The 18,048-nt window shown below is 71.0% G+C and carries 17 protein-coding genes; 12 read left to right on the top strand and 5 right to left on the bottom strand.

Annotated features, from left to right (window positions below; all coding sequences use genetic code 11):
• Window positions 1-19 precede the first annotated feature (19 nt).
• The 3 genes from HC028_RS25275 (at window position 20) to HC028_RS25265 (ending at window position 2,748) form a co-directional block, all read left to right on the top strand.
• Window positions 20-736 carry a response regulator transcription factor gene (locus HC028_RS25275; protein WP_168079933.1) on the top strand — a complete coding sequence of 239 codons (717 nt, stop codon included), beginning with the start codon at window positions 20-22 and terminating at the stop codon, window positions 734-736.
• Window positions 733-2,253 carry a HAMP domain-containing sensor histidine kinase gene (locus tag HC028_RS25270; RefSeq protein ID WP_239075686.1) on the top strand — a complete coding sequence of 507 codons (1,521 nt, stop codon included), beginning with the start codon at window positions 733-735 and terminating at the stop codon, window positions 2,251-2,253. The genes HC028_RS25275 and HC028_RS25270 overlap by 4 nt, the downstream gene beginning before the upstream one ends.
• 75 nt (window positions 2,254-2,328) lie before the next feature.
• A complete protein-coding gene (locus tag HC028_RS25265) occupies window positions 2,329-2,748 on the top strand; it encodes a hypothetical protein (RefSeq protein WP_168079932.1) in 420 nt (139 codons plus the stop codon).
• Between the two features lie 53 nt (window positions 2,749-2,801).
• On the opposite strand, the gene HC028_RS25260 is transcribed toward HC028_RS25265, so the two are convergent.
• A complete protein-coding gene (locus tag HC028_RS25260; RefSeq protein ID WP_168079931.1) occupies window positions 2,802-3,746 on the bottom strand; it encodes an alkaline phosphatase family protein in 945 nt (314 codons plus the stop codon).
• A 229-nt stretch (window positions 3,747-3,975) separates the two neighbouring features.
• Here HC028_RS25260 and HC028_RS25255 point away from each other — a divergent pair, with 229 nt between their 5' ends.
• From HC028_RS25255 to HC028_RS25220, 8 genes are all read left to right on the top strand, one after another.
• Window positions 3,976-5,304, top strand: a complete 1,329-nt coding sequence (locus HC028_RS25255; protein ID WP_203981542.1) for an ammonium transporter — start codon at window positions 3,976-3,978, stop codon at window positions 5,302-5,304.
• A gap of 108 nt (window positions 5,305-5,412) precedes the next feature.
• On the top strand, window positions 5,413-6,546 hold the full coding sequence (locus HC028_RS25250; RefSeq protein ID WP_168079930.1) for a hypothetical protein: 1,134 nt from the start codon (window positions 5,413-5,415) through the stop codon (window positions 6,544-6,546).
• Window positions 6,536-9,010 carry a sensor histidine kinase gene (locus HC028_RS25245; RefSeq protein ID WP_168079929.1) on the top strand — a complete coding sequence of 825 codons (2,475 nt, stop codon included), beginning with the start codon at window positions 6,536-6,538 and terminating at the stop codon, window positions 9,008-9,010. Before HC028_RS25250 ends, HC028_RS25245 begins: the two co-directional genes overlap by 11 nt.
• Before the next feature lie 38 nt (window positions 9,011-9,048).
• Window positions 9,049-9,477: a roadblock/LC7 domain-containing protein gene (locus tag HC028_RS25240; RefSeq protein WP_168079928.1), complete on the top strand. Its 429-nt coding sequence runs from the start codon at window positions 9,049-9,051 to the stop codon at window positions 9,475-9,477.
• 5 nt (window positions 9,478-9,482) lie between these two features.
• Window positions 9,483-9,935 carry a DUF742 domain-containing protein gene (locus HC028_RS25235; protein ID WP_203981543.1) on the top strand — a complete coding sequence of 151 codons (453 nt, stop codon included), beginning with the start codon at window positions 9,483-9,485 and terminating at the stop codon, window positions 9,933-9,935.
• Complete coding sequence (locus HC028_RS25230) at window positions 9,913-10,509, top strand: GTP-binding protein (RefSeq protein WP_168079927.1); 597 nt, start codon at window positions 9,913-9,915, stop codon at window positions 10,507-10,509. The genes HC028_RS25235 and HC028_RS25230 overlap by 23 nt, the downstream gene beginning before the upstream one ends.
• A gap of 840 nt (window positions 10,510-11,349) precedes the next feature.
• Window positions 11,350-12,018 (top strand): YeeE/YedE family protein, encoded by a 669-nt coding sequence (locus tag HC028_RS25225; protein WP_168079926.1) that lies wholly within the window; start codon window positions 11,350-11,352, stop codon window positions 12,016-12,018.
• The gene (locus HC028_RS25220) at window positions 12,018-12,434 is read left to right on the top strand and encodes a YeeE/YedE thiosulfate transporter family protein (RefSeq protein WP_168079925.1); all 417 of its coding nucleotides are present in this window, start codon (window positions 12,018-12,020) and stop codon (window positions 12,432-12,434) included. The genes HC028_RS25225 and HC028_RS25220 overlap by 1 nt, the downstream gene beginning before the upstream one ends.
• 37 nt (window positions 12,435-12,471) lie before the next feature.
• Here the strand turns inward: HC028_RS25220 and HC028_RS25215 are convergent, their stop codons facing one another.
• The 3 genes from HC028_RS25215 to HC028_RS25205 form a co-directional block, all read right to left on the bottom strand.
• Complete coding sequence (locus HC028_RS25215) at window positions 12,472-13,335, bottom strand: SWIM zinc finger family protein (protein WP_373314013.1); 864 nt, start codon at window positions 13,333-13,335, stop codon at window positions 12,472-12,474.
• Window positions 13,332-16,364, bottom strand: coding sequence for a DEAD/DEAH box helicase (locus HC028_RS25210; RefSeq protein WP_168079923.1), 3,033 nt, complete (start codon window positions 16,362-16,364; stop codon window positions 13,332-13,334). The genes HC028_RS25215 and HC028_RS25210 overlap by 4 nt, the downstream gene beginning before the upstream one ends.
• Before the next feature lie 175 nt (window positions 16,365-16,539).
• Entirely contained in the window at window positions 16,540-17,010 is a 471-nt protein-coding gene (locus tag HC028_RS25205; RefSeq protein ID WP_168079922.1) for a DUF4383 domain-containing protein, read from the bottom strand.
• Window positions 17,011-17,197: 187 nt separating this feature from the next.
• Between HC028_RS25205 and HC028_RS25200 the strand changes: the two genes are divergently transcribed.
• Window positions 17,198-17,488: a hypothetical protein gene (locus HC028_RS25200; protein WP_168079921.1), complete on the top strand. Its 291-nt coding sequence runs from the start codon at window positions 17,198-17,200 to the stop codon at window positions 17,486-17,488.
• A gap of 84 nt (window positions 17,489-17,572) precedes the next feature.
• Here the strand turns inward: HC028_RS25200 and HC028_RS25195 are convergent, their stop codons facing one another.
• The gene (locus HC028_RS25195) at window positions 17,573-18,046 is read right to left on the bottom strand and encodes a winged helix-turn-helix transcriptional regulator (protein ID WP_168079920.1); all 474 of its coding nucleotides are present in this window, start codon (window positions 18,044-18,046) and stop codon (window positions 17,573-17,575) included.
• Window positions 18,047-18,048: the final 2 nt, after the last annotated feature.

Below are 18,048 nucleotides of genomic sequence, written 5' to 3'. Positions count from 1 at the left end.
TGGAATTGGGGGGAGTCGGGTGCGGATTCTGGTGGTCGACGACGATGCGGCGGTGCGCGACTCGCTGTCGCGCACGCTCCGCTTCGAGGGCTACGAGGTGGCCGCCGCGGAGGACGGGCTCGCCGCCATTGACCTGATCCGCAGCCAGGAGCCCGACGCTGTGATCATGGACGTGATGATGCCGCGCCTGGACGGGCTGGAGGCGTGCCGGCAGATGCGTGCCGAGGGCATGCTGCTTCCGGTGCTCATGCTCACCGCTCGCGACAGCGTGGGGGACCGGGTCGCCGGGCTCGATGCCGGTGCCGACGACTATCTGATCAAGCCGTTCGCTCTGCAGGAGTTGCTGGCCCGGCTGCGCGCGCTGCTGCGCCGGTCGAACCTCGCCGGCCCGAACGAAGCCGCCGAGCCGGCCGCGGAGCCGGTCGACTCCGGCGTCCTGCGCTTCGCCGACCTGACCCTCGACCCGGCCACCCGGGAGGTGCGACGGGGCCCGCGCGAAGTACGGCTGACCCGTACCGAGTTCGCCATCCTGGAGGTCTTTCTGCGCCACCCGCGCCAGGTGCTGACCCGGCCGATCCTGTTCGAACACGTCTGGGGGTACGACTTCGGCGAGACCTCCAACAGCCTGCACGTGTACCTGGGCTATCTGCGCCGCAAGTTGGAAGCCGACGGCGAGCCGCGCCTGCTGCACACCGTCCGGGGCGTCGGGTACGCGCTGCGGGAGCAGCCACTGTGAAGATCAACCCATTCGGCAGCTTGAAGGGTGGGCGGCAGCTCCTGGCGCGGCGGTGGGCCAGGCTGTCGCTGCGGGCGCGGCTGTCGTCGATCGCCGCGCTGGCGGTCGCGGTGGCGGTGGTCGCCGTCGGCGGCCTCGCCTGGCTGGCCGTACGCGCGGAGCTGTACCGCCAGCTGGACGCGCAGCTCACCACCGACGCGAGTGCGATCGCCGCCCAGCCCGGCCAGTGGCCGACGTCGCTCACGCCGGCGGTGCCCGACAAGTCCTATCCGGGTGGGCCCGACTTTTCCGATGAGCACTCCGGTAACGGTTTTCAGGGACGCAGGGAGATCGGCCCGCGCTGGCAGATCCTCGACGCCACCGGCATGCTCGCCAACGGCGCGACCCCCGTGCTGCCGGTGACCCCCTCCGCGCGGTCCATCGCCACCGGCCGTCAGGCGGCGGTACGTGAAGAGGTCGAGGTCGGCCCGCGGACCTACCGCATGCTCACCGTCCCCGCCAAGGGCGGGGGAGCGGTGCAGGTCGCCATCGCGCTCGGCCCGACCCAACGTACGCTCGGCGAGCTCGGGTTGCTGCTGACGATCGGCTGCCTGGCCGGCGTGGCCGGGGCCGCACTGCTCGGACGCACGGTCGCCCGCGCCGGGCTCGCCCCGGTCGAGCGCCTCACCGGCGCGGTCGAGCACGTGGCCGCCACCCAGAACCTGCAGGCGGCGATCCCGGTCAGCGGGGAGGACGAGATCGCCCGGCTGGCCCGGTCGGTCAACGCGATGCTCGCCGCGCTGGACGCGTCCCGTACGGCGCAGCGGATGCTGGTCGAGGATGCCAGCCACGAGCTGCGTACCCCGCTGACCAGCCTGCGCACCAACATCGAGCTACTCGTACGGGCGGAGGCCTGCGGAGCGGGCACCGGCCGGCTGCTGCCGGCCGAGGACCGGACGAAACTGCTCCAGGACCTGGAGGTGCAGGTCATCGAGCTGGCTCAGCTGACCAACGAACTCGTCGAGTTGGCGCGGCAGGACGCCAGTCCGGAGCCGGTCGAGGAGGTCGACCTCGCCGAGGTGGTCGGCGCGGCGGTGCAACGCGTCCGGCTGCGGGCGACCGCCGTCAGCTTCGAGACCGACGTACGGCCCGCCGTCGTCGCCGGGCGGCCGCTCGCGCTGGAGCGCATGGTGCTCAACCTCCTCGACAACGCCGCCAAGTGGAGCCCGCCCCAGGGCGCCGTCCACACGGCGCTGTCCCTGGACGCCGACAGCGTGGTGCTCACCGTCGCCGACTCCGGTCCGGGGATCGCGGAGGAGGACGTACCCCGGGTCTTCGAGCGGTTCTACCGGGCGGCCACCGCGCGGTCCATGCCCGGCTCCGGCCTCGGCCTCGCGATCGTCGCGCAGACCATCGCCCAGCACGGCGGCACCGTCACCGTTGGCCGCTCCGCGACGGGTGGGGCGCTGATGACCGTACGGCTTCCGCTGGAGCGGAACGGCATTTCGGCTGATGCTGGCTTCTCATCCGATTCTTAAGTGGCGCGGCGGCTGCGTTTAGGCACGGCGGTCACTGTCGTAGGCGACAGGAAGCCTCGACTCAGGAGCCCAACAGTGACCAACCCACCTGACAATTCCAGTGCTGTGCCGCCCGCCGACCAGCCGCGACAGGAGAGCCCGACCACGCCGTTGGCTCCCGCTGCCGGCTCCCGGCCCGCGTGGTACCGCCGGCTGCCCGGTCGCCTGAGCATCTGGATCGCGGCGGCCGCCCTGCTCAGCGCCTGCGTGATCGGCTGCGTCGGCTTCGTCGCCGGCGCGGCGGTCTCACACGGTTTCGGCGACCGCGGCTACCACGAGCGTGGCTACAACCGTGACGGTGGCTGGGGCAACGACGGGCAGCGCGGAGACGAGGGCGACCGGCGCGGGGCGCGGCACGAGCCCCACCGGAAATCGCCGAAGCCGACGCCGTCCAGCAGCACCTCGGCGCCCACGCAGTCGTCGAGTCCGTCCCCGTCGGTCAGCCCGACCGCCTGACGACCCGACAACCTGAGAGGAAAGGGCACCCCGCAGCGGGGTGCCCTTTCCTCTCACCGGCCGAGGTCCCGGATGGGGCTGCTCCGCGCGGTCTGCCCGATCGGGGGGAGCCCGTAGAAGTCCTGGATGGTACGCAGCACCCGGTAGTGGTTGATCGGCTCCCGGTGGTTGCGCGGGGCGACCCCGGCGCCGGCGAAGAGCGTGAGGATCTGGTTTTTCGGGCTGCCGTCGTTCTCGTCGAACGTGACGATGAGCAGGCTGTTGTGCCGCTCCGCCCACCGCAGGTACGGGTCGAGGTGCGCCCGGGCCCACCGGTCACCGGTTTCCACGCCGCAGTCGTGCATGTCGTCGCACAGGTTGGGCACGACGAAGGACACCGTCGGCAACGTGCTGAAGTCGGTGGGAAAGGCGCTGTACGGCTGGTTGGCGCTAGCGGGCACGTTGTCGAAGTCGACCCACGGGTTGTGTTTGGCCGCGTAGCGCTTGTGCGAACAGCCGAGAAAACCGGGCATGGGCAGGTCTTCGGAGTAGCCGGTGAAGCCCAGGCCCGCGTCGAGCAGTTGGCGGCCCAGATTGGGCTTTCCCCGCAGATCGACGGGGCAGTGGTCATCTTTGACGCCGTGGGTGGAGCCGGAGAAAAGCGCCAGGTAGTTGGGCTGGCTGGGGTGCGTCACGGCGTGCGCGTTGGTGAACACCGCCGACCGCTTCATCAGGGAGTTCAGGTAGGGCGCCTTCTTGTTGCCGGCCATCTTGGCGTACGCCGTGTTCTCGAAGATGGCGACAACGACGTGGTCGGGGTGGAGGGCGCCGTCCACCGCCGAGGTGGCCGACGGCGCGGGAGCGGCGTCCGGAACGGCACGGCTCGGAGCGGGGCCCTGCGCGGTCACCGACGGTCCCAGGTGCGCGGGCCTGCGGCCGAACGAGACCGGTACGAGGATCGCGACCAGTGCCGCCACCACGGCGACCCGGAACAGCGTCCATCTCGCGGTCGAACCCATGGAGTGCCTTTCTCCTACTCCGGCCGGGAAATATCCGCCAGGTGTCCCAGTTGGAGCTTTTCATGGCCGTTCGGTCGCGCCGGTTGTCGACGCGTGCCTATAGTGGCCGAGGTCACATAGACCACTGGGAGTGAGCTAGAGACTCCTCGCCGGCTTCCGTCACCGGCGAAGAAGGTCGGGCCACGGCGAACCCGTCCACAGCTCGCAATGCTGCGAGGAGGACGAACAGGTGAATCCTGGTCAAGGATCGTGGGATGTCGGTGCGACCGCCTGGGTACTGGCCAGCACGGCCCTTGTCCTGGTGATGACCCCCGCAGTGGCGTTCTTCTACGGCGGCATGGTGCGCCAGAAGAACGTGCTCGGGGTGATCATGCAGAGCTTCACCACGATCGGCGTCGTCAGTCTCATATGGGCGGCGATCGGATTCTCGTTCGCGTTCGGGACCGGCCGGTGGCTCGGCGGGTTCGACCTCGCCGGTCTGGCCGGCGCCGACGTGTACCAACCCGACGGACACCTACCCGGCCTGGCCCACCTCCGCGTACCGGTACTGGCCTTCGTGGCATTCCAGATGATGATCGCCGTCTTCGCGCCCACCCTCGTGAGCGGCGCGGCCGCCGAGCGGTGGAGGTTCGATGCGTACGTCGTCTTCACTGCATTGTGGACGGTGCTGGTGTACGCGGTCGTAGCGCACTGGGTCTTCTCTCCCGAGGGATGGGCGAGCCGACTCGGGGCCCTCGACTTCGCCGGCGGCACCGTCGTGCACGCGAACGGCGGCGCCGCGGCCCTGGCTATGGCGTGGGTTCTGGGCCGCCGTCGCGGCTGGCCGCTGGAGCAGCACCGCGCGCACAACCTGCCGCTCGTCATGATCGGCACCGCCCTGCTGTGGTTCGGGTGGTTCGGGCTTACCGGCGGATCCGCCCTGGCGGCGAACGGGGTGGCCGCCACCGCGGTCATCAACACCCAGCTCGGTGCCGCCGCGGCGCTCCTGGCCTGGATCGTGATCGAGCGGACGCGGTTCGGCAAGGGTACGACGCTGGGGGCCGCCTACGGTGCGGTCACCGGCCTGGTCGCGATCACCCCTGCGGCCGGGTACGTGACCCCGCTCAGCGCGACCGCCATCGGTCTGCTCGCCGGCGCCGTCTGCCAACTCGCCGCTGGCCTGAAGTCGTGGTTCGACCTCGACGACGCCCTCGACGTGGTCGCCGTCCACCTCGGTGGCGGTGTGCTCGGAACCCTCGCCGTGGGCCTCTTCGCCACCAGGTCGGTCAACCCCGCCGGCGCCGACGGGCTCTTCTACGGCGGCGGGTACCGGCTGCTCGGCGCGCAACTCGTGACCGTCTGCGCGGTCGTGGCGTACTCATTCATCGTGACGTGCCTGGTGGGCAGCCTCACCAATCGGCTGCTCGGCAACCGCGTACACCCGCGTGAAGAGGCCGCCGGGCTGGACCTGTCACAGCACGGCGAGTCCGCGTACGAGATCGTGCCGCCCCGGGCCCGCTCGTGCGCTTCGACGCCCGTACCCAGCGCCGCGTCCGTAGCCCGTACCCGGCGTCGCTGATCCGTTTCTGCTCCTTCGACCCAACTGTTTCTACCCTGCCCGTCAGGAAGGGGAACGATCATGCCCAACGGGGTTCGTTCCGCGATACCGCGACGCTGGAGCTCGCACGTGTTCGTGCGCCTCGCCGTCGTGGTCGCGGCCGGCACGCTGTTCGTATCCGTGATGGCACAGTCGTGGAGCGCCACCAACAAGGGGCTCGCCACCATCGAGGCCGAGCGCCACGGCGTGGCGTACCTGCAACCCCTCGTCCAACTCGTCGGTGAGCTGACCGACGCCCAGTCCGCGGCCATTCGCGGGGCACAGCCCGACGCGAACCAGGTCGACGCCGCGATCGCCGGAGTCGACACGGCCGACGACATCCACGGCGATCCGCTCGGTACCCACCGTCGCTGGACCGAGCTGCGCGGCCGGATCGCCACCGTGATGGGCCAGCACCTGGGCGGCGAGCAGGCGTACTCGGCGTACTCGGCGGTGGTGGCCCTCGCGGCGGACCTGATCCGCGCCGTCGGTGACGCCTCGAAGCTCGTACCCGACCCGGAGCTCGAGTCGTACTACCTGGCGGACGCGGCGCTGCGGTGGATACCGAATGTCCTGGTCTTCGCGGGACGCGCCGTCGACATGGCGGTGCTCGGGGAGCGCACCCCGTCGGACGACGCGCAGACCCGGGTCACGGTGGCGCGCTACCAGGTGGCCGTAGCCAGCGAGCAGGTGAGCAGCAGCCTGCACAAGGCGCTCGACAGCCGGGCCGCCGGCGGCGTTGGCGCCCCCACCCTCGGACCCAACCTCGCCGGTCAGCTCGACGCGTTCACCTCCGCGGTGGACGCCTTCGTGCCGCCGGCGATCTGGCTGCACAGGCTCGGCAAGGTCGACGTCCCCGGGCTCACGGGCGGCTCGGAGCGGGTACGCCAGCAGACCCGCCCCCTCGCGAGCGCGGCGCTCGGCGAACTGGACTCCCTGTTGCGCGAACGGGCCGACCGGCTGTCCATCCGGCGGACCTGGACACTGCTCGGTGCCGGCGTCGGTCTGCTGCTCCTCGGCTTCCTGCTGGCGTTGCTGCTCCCCGCCCGGCCGCCGGCCGCGATGGCCGAGCCGGCCCCGTCCGGTGGCTCCGGACGGGCACGGACCGCGCGGACGGAGAGCCGAGTGGCCGACCCGTTCGACACGTTCGCCTTCGAGGAGTTGTCACACCTCGGTCGCGCGGTCCGTGCCAACCGGGGGGAACGAGTAGGCGATGTTAGGTAGGTTGAACGTCCAGCAGAAGCTCAGCCTGCTGCTCACGCTGCCCCTCGCCGCGCTCGTGCTCACCGGAGTGCCTTTCGCGGTCGGCCGCCTCGACTCGGCGATCTCGGCGACGGTGACCGTCGACGCCGCGCGCAAGGCGCGGGAGGTCGCCGAACTGATCGAGGGGCTGCAGCAGGAGCGGCTGCTCGCCCTCGCCTCGCTGGCCACGCCCGCCGTCGACCGGAGCGCCTACGCCGCGCTCAGCGCGACCAGCGCCGATCTGGCCCAGGAGGCCGTCGAGGGCGGCACCCCGCCGGTACGCCGGGCGGTCGGCCAGCTCGGCTCGCTCGACGCCGTCCGGCGCCAGGTGCTCGGTGGTACGGCGGCGCCGGCCGAGGTACAGGACGCCTACCACGCCGGGATCGTCCGCCTGATCGACGCGCTGGGGCTGACCTGGCTGCCGCGCGTCGACCTCGCCGGGCTCCGGCAGTTGAGCGCACTGGACGCGCTGCTACGCGCGAACGAGGAGGCCAACCGGATCGGCGCAGCGGCGCTGGTCGCGGTCACCGACAGGCGCGGCGCGGCGCAGCTCGCCATCGAGGCCAGGTCGCTGCGCCGCATCGACGTCGACCGGTTCCGCCAGCAGGCCGAGGCGCCGGCGGTGGCGATGCTCGACGCGGTCGAGCGGGGCACCAACGCCCGTCGCCTGGACGAGTTGTCGGCCGGGGTCGGTGCCGGCAACGGGCTGCCGGCGCCGCTGACCGACGTCATGGCGGCCGTCCGGTCCGCTGCCGTCCAGGCCGGCGCGCTGCAGGAGCGGGTCGTGCACGCCACCCTCGTACGCGCGCAGTCCCGTGCCGGCCAGGCCCGGCTGAGCGCGGCCACGCTGATCGGACTCACGGTCGCGCTGCTGGTCGGCGTCGTCTGGATGAGCTTCCGGGTGAGCCGCTCGGTCGCAGTGCCGCTGCGGCACCTGACCTCGGCGGCCAAGCGGGTGGCCGACCTCGCCGGTGCCGAGCTCGTCCGGGTCGCCGACGGCGATGCCAGCCATTCCCACCCGCCGACGCTCGCGATGGTGCGGGTCCGCGGCAACGACGAGATTGGCGAGCTGGCGGCGGCGTTCAACCGGGTGCAGACCACGGCGGCCCTGTTGATGGAGCAGCAGGTGGCCAGCCGGCGCAACGTGTCGGTCATGTTCGCCAACATCGCCCGGCGTACCCGCGGGTTGGTCGCCCGCCAGCTCGCGTTCATCGACGAGTTCGAGCGCAATGAGCAGGACGAGCGGATGCTCGTCAAGCTGTACCGGCTCGACCACCTGACGACCCGGCTGCGTCGCAGCGCCGACAGCCTGCTCGTGGTGTCCGGGATCCGGGAGGACGAGCCGATCTGCGCGCATGCCTCGCTGCTGGAGGTGGTGCGGTCCGCGGTGGCCGAGATCGAGGGGTACCAGGCGGTGCGCATCGCCGCCGTCTCCGACGTCACGATCCTGCCGCAGCTGGTGGCGGACCTTCGGCTGCTGCTCGCGGAGTTGCTGGAGAACGCGACCGCCTTCTCGCCGCCCGGCGCGCCGGTGGAGGTGTACGCGCGGGTGTCCGGGCACTGCGAGATAACCGTGGTCGACCACGGTATCGGGATGTCCGACGAGCGCCTCGCGGAGGAGAACCGCCGGCTGGTCGAGCGGGAACGGCTCGACATCGCGCCGACGAGCGTCCTGGGCCTGTTCGTGGTGGGCCGGATAGCCCGTCGCCACGGCCTGCGTGTCCACCTGCGCCACAGCCCCGGACAGGGGGTGAGCGTCGAGGTGCGGGTGCCGCCGGAGCTGTTCACCACCGCTCCTCGCGCCCTGTCGCGCCCCGCCTCGCCGCCGTCGCCGACCAGGCCGAGGAGCGCCGCGCCGCGGCCGCCGCGGGTGTACGACCCCGGTTTCGACGACACCCGAGAGCTGGCACAACTCGCAGACTGGGCGGCGTCCGAGCGGGCTGGCTCCTTCACCTGGTTCGCGCCGCACGAGCTGGAGGCTCCGCGGGGTGCGGTCGTGACCGGCACGGCCGTGAATGGCGTGGTCATGGACGCTGAGGTGATGGAGGAGCACGAGCCGGCCGCCCTCCCGTCGGAGCCGGCCGTGCCGGAGCAGGTTGCGCCGGAGCGACCGGCCGCGCCGGCGCTGACCCGGGGTGGCCTGATCCGCCGCCAACCGGGCGACCACCTGCCCTCCTTCGTCATGGACGAACCCCGTACCGAGCAGCCCGATAGGAAGCGGTCGACCATCCCCGAGCAGGCGTCAACGATGCGCGGAGAGCTGACGCGCCGGGTACCGGGCGCGCACCTGGACCGGTCCCTTCGCGTCGACCACGCGTCACCCCGGCCGGCGGTGCACAGTACGCAGACGCGGGACCCGGTAGGTGAGCGGGCGGAGTTGGAGAGCTTCGTCGCCGGCGTGGCCCGCGCCACGGGAGCCGCAAGTGATACCCGCGCGAACAACTGATGCGCAACGGCAGTGACGCACGACGGAAGGGAGTGGCGATGACAACGCAGAGCATCAATAGCGACGTTCAGCGCTTCAACTGGCTGCTGCGGCGGTTCGCCGCGGGCACCGCAGGGGTGATCGAGGCGATCGCAGTCTCATCCGACGGCCTGCTCATCGCCATGTCGGACACCCTGGAGCGGGCCGACGCCGACCGGCTGGCCGCCATCACCTCGGCGATCAACAGCCTGGCCTCCGGCGCTTCCCGGGTGTACGACCTCGGCGTGGCAAACAAGGTAATCATCGATCTGGAGCGCGGATACCTGATGGTGTGCACCCTGGGAATCGGATCCTCGCTGGGCGTGCTGGCGATGAAGGAGGCCAACCTCGGTGTACTGGCCTACGAGATGGCGATGTTCGCCAACCGGGCCGGTGACTTCCTCACGCCGCAGCTCGTCGAGGAGCTGAAGATCAGCGTCGGGTCCTGACGGCGATGGCCCTGAGCGCGATGGCAGGCGGCGAGGACTGGCGGCAACCGCCGGATCCGGGACTGACCCGGCCCTACCTCGACGAGGCGGGCGGGGTGGACGTCCCGCCTCCGGTACGGGAGGCCTCCGGGGTACGCCCGTACCTGCTCACCGGCGGCCGGGTGCGCCCCGCCGATGCCAGCCTGGAGATCGAGGCTCAGGTGCAGACCACGCCGGCCGGGCACAGCGACGCCGACCGGCTGATGTTCGAGCACCGCGACATCGTCGTGCTCTGCGCACAGCCGATCTCGATCGCCGAGGTCGCCGCCCGGCTGGGCCTGCATCTGGGCGTGGCGCGGGTACTCGTCAGCGATCTCATCGAAGCGGGTTACCTGGCGGTGCGCCGGCCGGACGTCGGGCTTCCCCAGAACAAGAAGATCATTGAAAGGGTCATCCGTGGACTCCAAGCCATCCGATGAAGCCGGAGAGCTGGCCGGGAAACCGCCGCTGCCGGTGAAGATCGTCGTTGCCGGCGGATTCGGCGTCGGAAAGACCACCACCGTGTCGGTGATCTCCGAGATTCCGCTGCTCACCACCGAAGCCGCGATGACGGAGGTGGCCGCGGAGATCGACCGCACTGGTCACGTGCCGCAGAAGACGACGACGACGGTGGCGCTCGACTTCGGGTGCATCACGATCGACGAGGAGATCAAGCTGTACCTGTTCGGCACGCCCGGCCAGGACCGCTTCGGTTTCATGTGGCAGGACCTGACGCAGGGGGCGCTCGGCGCACTGGTCATTGTGGACACGCGGCGGCTGGAGGACTGCTATGCGGCGGTGGACTACTTCGAACACCACGACATCCCGTTCGTCGTGGCGGCCAACCGGTTCCACGGGAAGCTCGAGCACCACCTCGAAGACGTGCGGTGGGCCCTCGCGGTGTCCGAGGAGACGCCTCTGATTAGCTTCGATGCACGTCAGCGCCGGTCGGTACGGGACGCGCTGCTCTCGGTGCTGCACATGAGCCTGGCTCGGGCAGAGTATCCCCGCTAGGGCGGTAGTGGCTGTTGGCAATCATGGCTGCTGGTTTGCCATCGAGTGCCGTGTATGGTGACGCTTGTCGGGTTCAGGATGATGACGATGGAGCCAGGGTGACCGGCGCAGTTAACGGGCGTGGTCGCGGCGGGAGCGCTGTGCGGGGCGCTACCCAATGGTCCGTTGATCACGCAACGAGTTGCTGCAACTACATTCAGCATGGCCTATGCTCGCTGGCTGAGGTCTGCAGCGCCAACTCACGTCAAACCGCCCACCTCTCCGGGTGGCGCGCGGATCAGATCGGAGCGACATGGGCTGCTCGCATACCAGAGAATGCCCGCTCTTCCCGCTGCTCAACGCGAGCTTGCGCGACTGGCGCAACTACTACTGCGATAGCGCGGCCGGATGGCGGGACTGTGCGCGGTACAAGTTGTCGACCACGGGTCAGCTTGTGCCGATTACGCTCCTGCCGAACGGGCACGACGCACTACACCTGAGAGGCATCCCCTCGGCTGACGGGTCTGTCCCGGCCCGACCGAGACCGGTACCGCAACCGCGGAGCGAACCCGGGCTCCCCTGGGTGAATGCCGCCCGGTTCGAGTCGGCGCCGCCACCGGAGCCCGCGCTGCGACCGGCCCGCGGGTTCGACCCGGTACCACCCGCACAGGTTCCGCCGCAGGTTCCGCACCCGGTTCCGCACCCGGTCTCGCACCCGATTTCCCACCCGGTTTCCCGCCCGGTTTCGCACCCGGTTTCGCCACAGGTTCCGCACCACTCCGGAATTCCATCGGTCCGACCGGCGCCACCCAGGCAGCGCCGGTGGTGGACCCGACTCGCCGATTGGATTGCAGGTCCCGCATGAATGAGTACTGGCCTTGGTGGGCGGGTGCCATCGGACTCGCTCTCGTCACCATCAACTACACCGTCACGACTGACCGGTTCATCGGCGTGTCCGGAGCGTGGGACCGGGTCCTGCACTGGCGCAAAGAACGGCGCGTCGAACGGCTGAACGACCGGGTCACTGACGATCGCGTCCTCGTCGAGGCGCTCGCCGCTGCGACCGCCGAGCAGTTCGGCGGTCGTCCGGCGGTACCTACCGCCGCCTTCCCCCCGTACGGCGGCGCGCCGGTGCAACCGCCGGTACCGGAGCAGCAGGTGCGGCGAACGGCGGCAACGCGGGGCCGGGTCGCGAGCCTGCTGCCGGCGCCGCTGGCCAGCCAGGCCGCGCTGCTCTTGTCGATCTTCATTGGTGGCTTGATCGCGGCGGTCACCTCCGGCCGTTTCCACCTCCGCCTCGACATGGGCGACGGCTTCCGCCACCTGGTGACCGGCAACCCGACGCACATGGTCGGCGTGTTGTTCATCGGCGGTGTACTCGTCGGCTTCGGCACCCGCCTCGCCGGAGGGTGCAGCAGCGGTCACGGGCTCAGTGGCTGTGGCCGGCTACGGCCGGTCAGCATCGTCGCGACCGCCGTCTTCTTCGGCGCCGCCGTTCTCGTGTCGTTCGTGCTGTGGAAGGTGATCTGATGCGTACGCGGGGCGGAATCCTTGTCGCCAACATCATCGCTGGGCTGGCCCTCGGCTACACCGTCGGGAACATCGGGTTCGGCGACTTCGCCGAACTGAACCGCATGTTCACCTTCCAGGATCTGCGTATGTTCCTGGCCTTCGCCGGCGCCGTGGCCATCATCGTCGTGGTCTTCGCCGTGCTGCGCGTCCGCCGCACACCAGGCCGCATCCACGCTGGCGTGATACCCGGCGCGGTGCTGTTCGGCACCGGTTGGGCGATCTCGGGTGGCTGCCCGGCGATCCCGATCGTTCAGGTCGCCAGCGGATACCTTCCGGCCTTCGTCACGATCGCCGGCATCGCCGTGGGTACCTGGCTCTGCCGCTGGGCCAACACGAGGTACTTCCGCTTCGACACTGGTTCCTGCGGCCAGTAGCTGCGGCCGCCGTCGCGATCTTGGACGGGTGGTCCGGTTACCGCCGGTCCACCTGTCCAAGATCGCGGTAAACCCGGCGCAGCCGGTCGGTCAGGTCCGCACCGCCGAGCGTCGGTCCGGGCGGTGGAAGCTGTCGCAGCAGTAGGTCCGGCTCGACATCGAGAGTAGGCGGCCGCGGCGGCAGCGGTACCGGCGAGACCCAGAACCGGTCGAGTGTGTGCGCGAGCGGCGGCGTGGCGAGGTCGGCGAGGGCCGGACCTGCGCCGAGGGGAATGACGGGTGGGGCGGCCGGCGCGGGCGAAAAAAGCTCGTCGACCCCGGTCCGCAGCACCCGTAGGTTGGCGAGCAGCGTTTCCCGGTCGCGGCCGCGCCAGTACAGGATCTGGAACGGATCGGCGTCGAACGCCTCGGCGAGCAGGTAGAACGTAGCGGCCAGGTGTTTGCAGGGCACGCTCCAGTCCGGGCACGAGCACGTCATCGACAGATCGGCCGTCGACTCCGGGAACAGCGGCGCATTCTCCGCCCGGAACACGTCCTCGATCTCGGGTGGCATCTCGCCGGCGAGCAGTTGGGCGCCGAACAGCGCCTGCGCGGCGAGAGCCTCCTCGACCCGGGCCCAGACATCGTCGGCGAACGGCTTCAACCCGATCGTCAGCGAGTAAGGCTCAGCCCGGGAGCCCTGTACCGACGCCGTGACCGCGCCGGGCGCAACGGCCAGCGAGAGAACCTGCCCCTTCCGCGCGTACGCGCGGCCGCGGGTGAGCCGCGTGCCCAGCGCGAACGACTCCAGGACGGCGAGGAAGCGCTTCGACCACCAGGATTCGCCGATGACGCCCCGGGCGCTGCGCGCCTTGATGCCGCCGGAGACCTTGCGCGGCTTGCCGAATTCTTCGAACTTCACTCCACCACCGCCCCGCGCTCCAGCGCGAACAGGTCGCGAAGCTCCGACGTGGACAGCTCGGTGAGCCACTGCTCGCCGGTGCCGACGATGCGTGCCGCCAGCCCGCGCTTGTCGCGGATCATCGCGGAGATCTTCTCCTCGACGGTGCCGGCGCACACGAACTTGCGCACCTGTACGGACCGCCTCTGTCCGATACGGAACGCCCGGTCGGTGGCCTGGTCCTCGACGGCTGGGTTCCACCACCGGTCGACGTGTACGACATGGTTGGCGGCGGTCAGCGTCAGTCCGGTGCCGCCGGCCTTGAGGGACAGGACGAACAACGACGGTCCACCGTCATCCTGGAACCGCGCTACCAGTTCATCACGCGCGGACTTCGGCACGCCGCCGTGCAGGTACGCCACCTCGCGGGAGAACCTCGTCGACAGGTGCGCCCGCAGCATCGCGCCGAACTCGGCGTACTGGGTGAACAGCAGTGCCTTCTCCCCGGCGGCGAGGACCTCGTCGAGGATCTCGTCCAGTCGCGCCAGCTTGCCGGACCGGCCGGCCAGCCGGGTGCCGTCGCGCAGGAACTGCGCCGGATGGTTGCACACCTGCTTGAGCTTGGTCATGGTCGCGAGCACCAGACCGCGCCGTTCCATGCCGTCGCTGCTCTCGATGCGGGCGAGCATGTCGTCGACGACCGCCTGGTAGAGGGTGGCCTGCTCGGCGGTGAGGTTGCAGAGCACCTCCATCTCCAGCTTCTCCGGCAGGTCGGTGATGATCGTCTTGTCGGTCTTGACCCGCCGCAGGATGAACGGCCCGGTCAGCCGGCGGAGTCGGGCGGCGGCGTCTTCGTCGCCGTGCCGCTCCACCGGTTCGGCGAAGCGCTTCTTGAAGGTCGCGGCGGCGCCGAGCAGGCCAGGGTTGGCGAACTCCATCAGCGACCACAGGTCGGCCAGCCGGTTCTCCACCGGCGTACCGGTGACCGCGACCCGGTGCCGGGCGGGCAGCGACCGGACGGCGACCGCCTGGCGGGTGGCCGCGTTCTTGATCGCCTGCGCCTCGTCGACGACGAGGCGGTGCCAGGAGATCTCGGCCAGTGCGGCGGCGTCCCGCGCCGCGAGGGAGTACGTCGTGACGACCAGGTCCGCGTCGTGGACGGCCGCGGTGAAGTCATCGCCGCGGGCCCGTTCGGCGCCGTGATGCACGTGTACGCGCAGGTGTGGGGCGAACTTCGCCGCTTCCCGCTGCCAGTTGCCGACCAGCGACATGGGGCAGACGAGAAGCGTCGGGCCGGCGCCCGGCGGGTCGGCCGCCAGCAGGGCGAGCAACTGGATCGTCTTGCCCAGTCCCATGTCGTCGGCGAGGATGCCGCCGAGCCCCAGCGACTGCAGGAACGTCAACCAGGCGACGCCGCGCTCCTGGTACGGGCGGAGCGTGCCGGCGAAGTCGGGCGGTGCCGGGACGGGGGTGAGATGGCGTTCGGCCTGCCCGGAAAGCAGTTCGCCGAGCCAGCCGTCGGCCGTGACCCCGACGACCGGCAGGCCACCGGGGGCCGCGTCGGGGGCCGCGGCGGTGCGCAGCAGTTCGATGACGGTCGCCTGCCCGTGGCCGTTCGCGCGCAGCAACTTCACGCCGTTCGCGAGGCGCTTGGGGTCCACCTGTACCCACTGCCCGCGCAGCCGTACGAGGGGAGTCTTGAGCGCGGTCAGCGCCTCCAGCTCCGCGGCGGTGAGCGGCTCGTCGCCCAGGGCCAGCTCCCACCGGTACTCGACGATCGCGTCCTGGCTCAGCATGCTCTTGGCCGCCACCGTGCCGGGCGCGGTCGGGGAGTGGGCGGCCAGGCGTACGCCCAGCCGGGCCGAGGGCCGGCCCCACCACGAGGGGAGCAGCACCCCGAACCCGGCGGCGGCGAGGACGGGAGCGCCTTCGGTGAGGAACGCGTGGGCGCCGTCGGATCCGAGGGTGAGCCCGGAGGGCTTCGCGTCCCGGAGCGCTTCACGGATCGGCGGGTGCAGCCGGCTCGCGCGGCCCAGCTCCGCCAGCAGCGTCTCCTGGGGGGAGTCGATGTGCGCCGACAGCGTCCCGTGTGAGCGCCAGACCTGCTCGGCGTCCACGACGAGGCTCGGTTGATCGGTCGCCCGGAGCGCGAACTGCAGCCGCCAACTGCTGTCGCCGTCCTCGCCGTCCTCGCCGTCCTCGCCGGCGTCGTCGGCGTCCGGCTCGATCAGCCGGAAGGCGGCGCGGACCGGGCCGCCGACTGCGTCGCGCTGCCACTCGGCCAGCTCGTCGGCCAGCCGTGCCACGTCGGTCGGGTGGGCTTCGAAGCGGCGTTCGCATCCGGTCAGGGCCCGTAGCCAGGCGTCGGTGGCCGTGCGTGGTTGGCCGCCGGCGATCGGGTACCCGTCGAGCGCGGCGCGGGCGGCCGCGTCGACGAGCACGTCGAGCGCGGCGGCGAGCAGGCCCGTCCCCGCTTCATCGGCGTCCCCGCGGATCTCGGCCCGTCCAACCGGTGGCAGCGCGAGCGCGAGCGCCTGGGCCCACGCGGCGTCGGCGCCGGACAGCACCGGTCGCCACACGGCGACCGGGCCGGGCTGCACCGTGGGTAGCAGCCGACCACGAGTGACAAGGTCACCGGCGAAGTCGATCACCGCGTTCAGGTGGGCGATGGTGGCGCCGCACGTGACCCCGCCGGCCCGCTCGGGGTCGCCGAGCGCGCGCAGCACGGCGAGGGCGTCGTCGGGCTCGTACTCGAGGGTCGGCACCAGCCACTCGCCGACGGTGACCGGTCCGCGGGATTTCGGGGGCAGCTCGTCGCGTACGAGTTCGGGCGAGGCCAGCGGGCCACCGCCGGCCGTGGGGAGCGCCAGAGTGACGGAGCCGGGCACGGGCTTCGGGCCCGCGGAAGCCAGCGCTTCGGTGAGCGCTTCGGGCGAGGCTGCATACGGATGGCGGCGCTGTCGCCCGCGACGTCGCGCCGGCAGCGTCGGATCTTCCCCCCAGAGGGCCAGTCGGCCGCCTGCCAGCCACAGACCGTGGACCACCAGCACCGACGCGCCACCCCCTGAACAGACGCGCACAAGCATAGGGCGGCCGTCGGGGTGCCCGGCATTCGCAGCGCCCCGCGATGTTCCCCGTACATGAGGAGGGCGTCCTAGTCCGGAACAGGCCGGAAGAGGGGCGCGCTCCTACAACAGCAGGCGCCCTCCTACAACAGCACCGGCGTCAGCGCCGGTCCGCCCGGTCAGTCCGGTCGACCCGTGCGCCGCGGGTCACATAGACCCCCAGGGCCACCATGGCTACCCCGAGTAGGAAGTGCAGCCAGTTGTCCGGGGTGTTGAGCGGGATGAAGTTTGCGGGACTGGCCCGGTTGATGACCAGCCCGTACAGCCACAGCAGCAGGTAGATCGCGCCGCCGCCGACCAGGAACAGGCGGGCGGTGTCGGCGTCGCGGGCCATCGCGATGCCGGCTGCCCCGAACGCCAGGTGGACGAGGTTGTGCAGGATCGACACTTGGAATACGCCCAGGAGCAGCGCGCCGGAGTGGTGACCGGCGAAGGTCATGGCGCCGTAGTTCGTCGTGATGCCGGGGATGAAGCCGAGGATGCCGATAACCAGAAACAGCACGCCGAATCCGAGGGCGAGTCGGCTCGACAGCGGGCGGGCCTCGGCTCTGGGGTGGGGAAGGGTGACCATCTACGTGCCACCTCCTAGTGCGGTCGGACGACCGGCGGCGGCCGCGGCTGCGGCCGCTCGCCCGGTTCATCGGCTCACGTGCCGCGATTCCCGGTACCGGGGCGGACAAACGGCGGCTGCGGACGAGATTCGCTTATCGCCGGCGCCCCTGGGCATTATCGCCGGCGCCCCTGGGCATTAAGGACCCATGGCACGGTTCTCGGTCGCCGCGTCGGACGAGTGGACAGATGGCGACGGCGTACGCCAGCCCGCCGGCGAGGTGCACGGCTGGCTGCCCGGTACCAACCAGACGGTGTGTGGGCTGGCCCTGAGCCGATCGCGGCTGCGCCGCTTCGCCCACGTGCGCTGGGAGTACACGGCGACCGACGTGCTGACCGAGGCCGACCGGGTCGGTTGGATCTGCCCGCGCTGCACGGCGGCCGCCGGAGGAGCGAAGCCGGGCCGGCGGTCCTGGACCCGCGTCAACCCCCGCCCCTGAGCGGGCGAACCCGCCGAGGACGCACCGGGCAACCCGCGCGGCTACGCACCGGACATCGACCGGATCCTGGTGCGCTGACGGGTGTCAGACCCGCCGGCGGGCGCCCGGCCCCGGCCGGGGTGCGATCTCGCGCGGTGACTTCACCTCGTGACCGGCTGTGCAGTTCAGCGGCGCGTGTACCGGGGCGCCGCAGTCGCGGTGGACCAGTTCGATCGGGGAGCCTTCCGGATCTGCCAGGTACCGGTCGCCCCACGCCAGGATCGCGACGAGAACCGGGTACAGGTCGAGCCCCTTGTCGGTGAGGCGGTACTCGGTACGGGTACGGGAGCCCTCTTCGCGGTAGGGCTCTCGGCGCAGGAGTCCCTCGGCGACCAGCCGGTCGAGCCGGTTGGTGAGCACCTGCCGGGGAATACCGGTGCGGACCCGCATCTGGTCGAACCGGTGGATGCCCTGGAAGACGTCGCGCAGCACGACGAATGTCCACTTGTCACCGATGATCGCCATCGCGCGGGCGATGGTGCAGTTGTCGACTGACCACAGGAGAGCGGGCGGTTCCACGT

The sequence above is a fragment of the Planosporangium flavigriseum genome, assembly GCF_011947225.1.
Classification (GTDB): Bacteria; Actinomycetota; Actinomycetes; order Mycobacteriales; family Micromonosporaceae; genus Planosporangium; species Planosporangium flavigriseum.
Note: the sequence above shows the minus strand (reverse complement) of the source record. Positions and strands in the feature narration are given on the sequence as shown.

Coding starts and splice junctions, on each gene's coding strand:
- HC028_RS25260 (WP_168079931.1), bottom strand. CDS start 3,746: ATGGGTTCGACCGCGAGATGGACGCTGTTCCGGGTCGCCGTGGTGGCG.
- HC028_RS25245 (WP_168079929.1), top strand. CDS start 6,536: ATGTTAGGTAGGTTGAACGTCCAGCAGAAGCTCAGCCTGCTGCTCACG.
- HC028_RS25240 (WP_168079928.1), top strand. CDS start 9,049: ATGACAACGCAGAGCATCAATAGCGACGTTCAGCGCTTCAACTGGCTG.
- HC028_RS25235 (WP_203981543.1), top strand. CDS start 9,483: ATGGCCCTGAGCGCGATGGCAGGCGGCGAGGACTGGCGGCAACCGCCG.
- HC028_RS25225 (WP_168079926.1), top strand. CDS start 11,350: ATGAATGAGTACTGGCCTTGGTGGGCGGGTGCCATCGGACTCGCTCTC.
- HC028_RS25220 (WP_168079925.1), top strand. CDS start 12,018: ATGCGTACGCGGGGCGGAATCCTTGTCGCCAACATCATCGCTGGGCTG.
- HC028_RS25205 (WP_168079922.1), bottom strand. CDS start 17,010: ATGGTCACCCTTCCCCACCCCAGAGCCGAGGCCCGCCCGCTGTCGAGC.
- HC028_RS25200 (WP_168079921.1), top strand. CDS start 17,198: ATGGCACGGTTCTCGGTCGCCGCGTCGGACGAGTGGACAGATGGCGAC.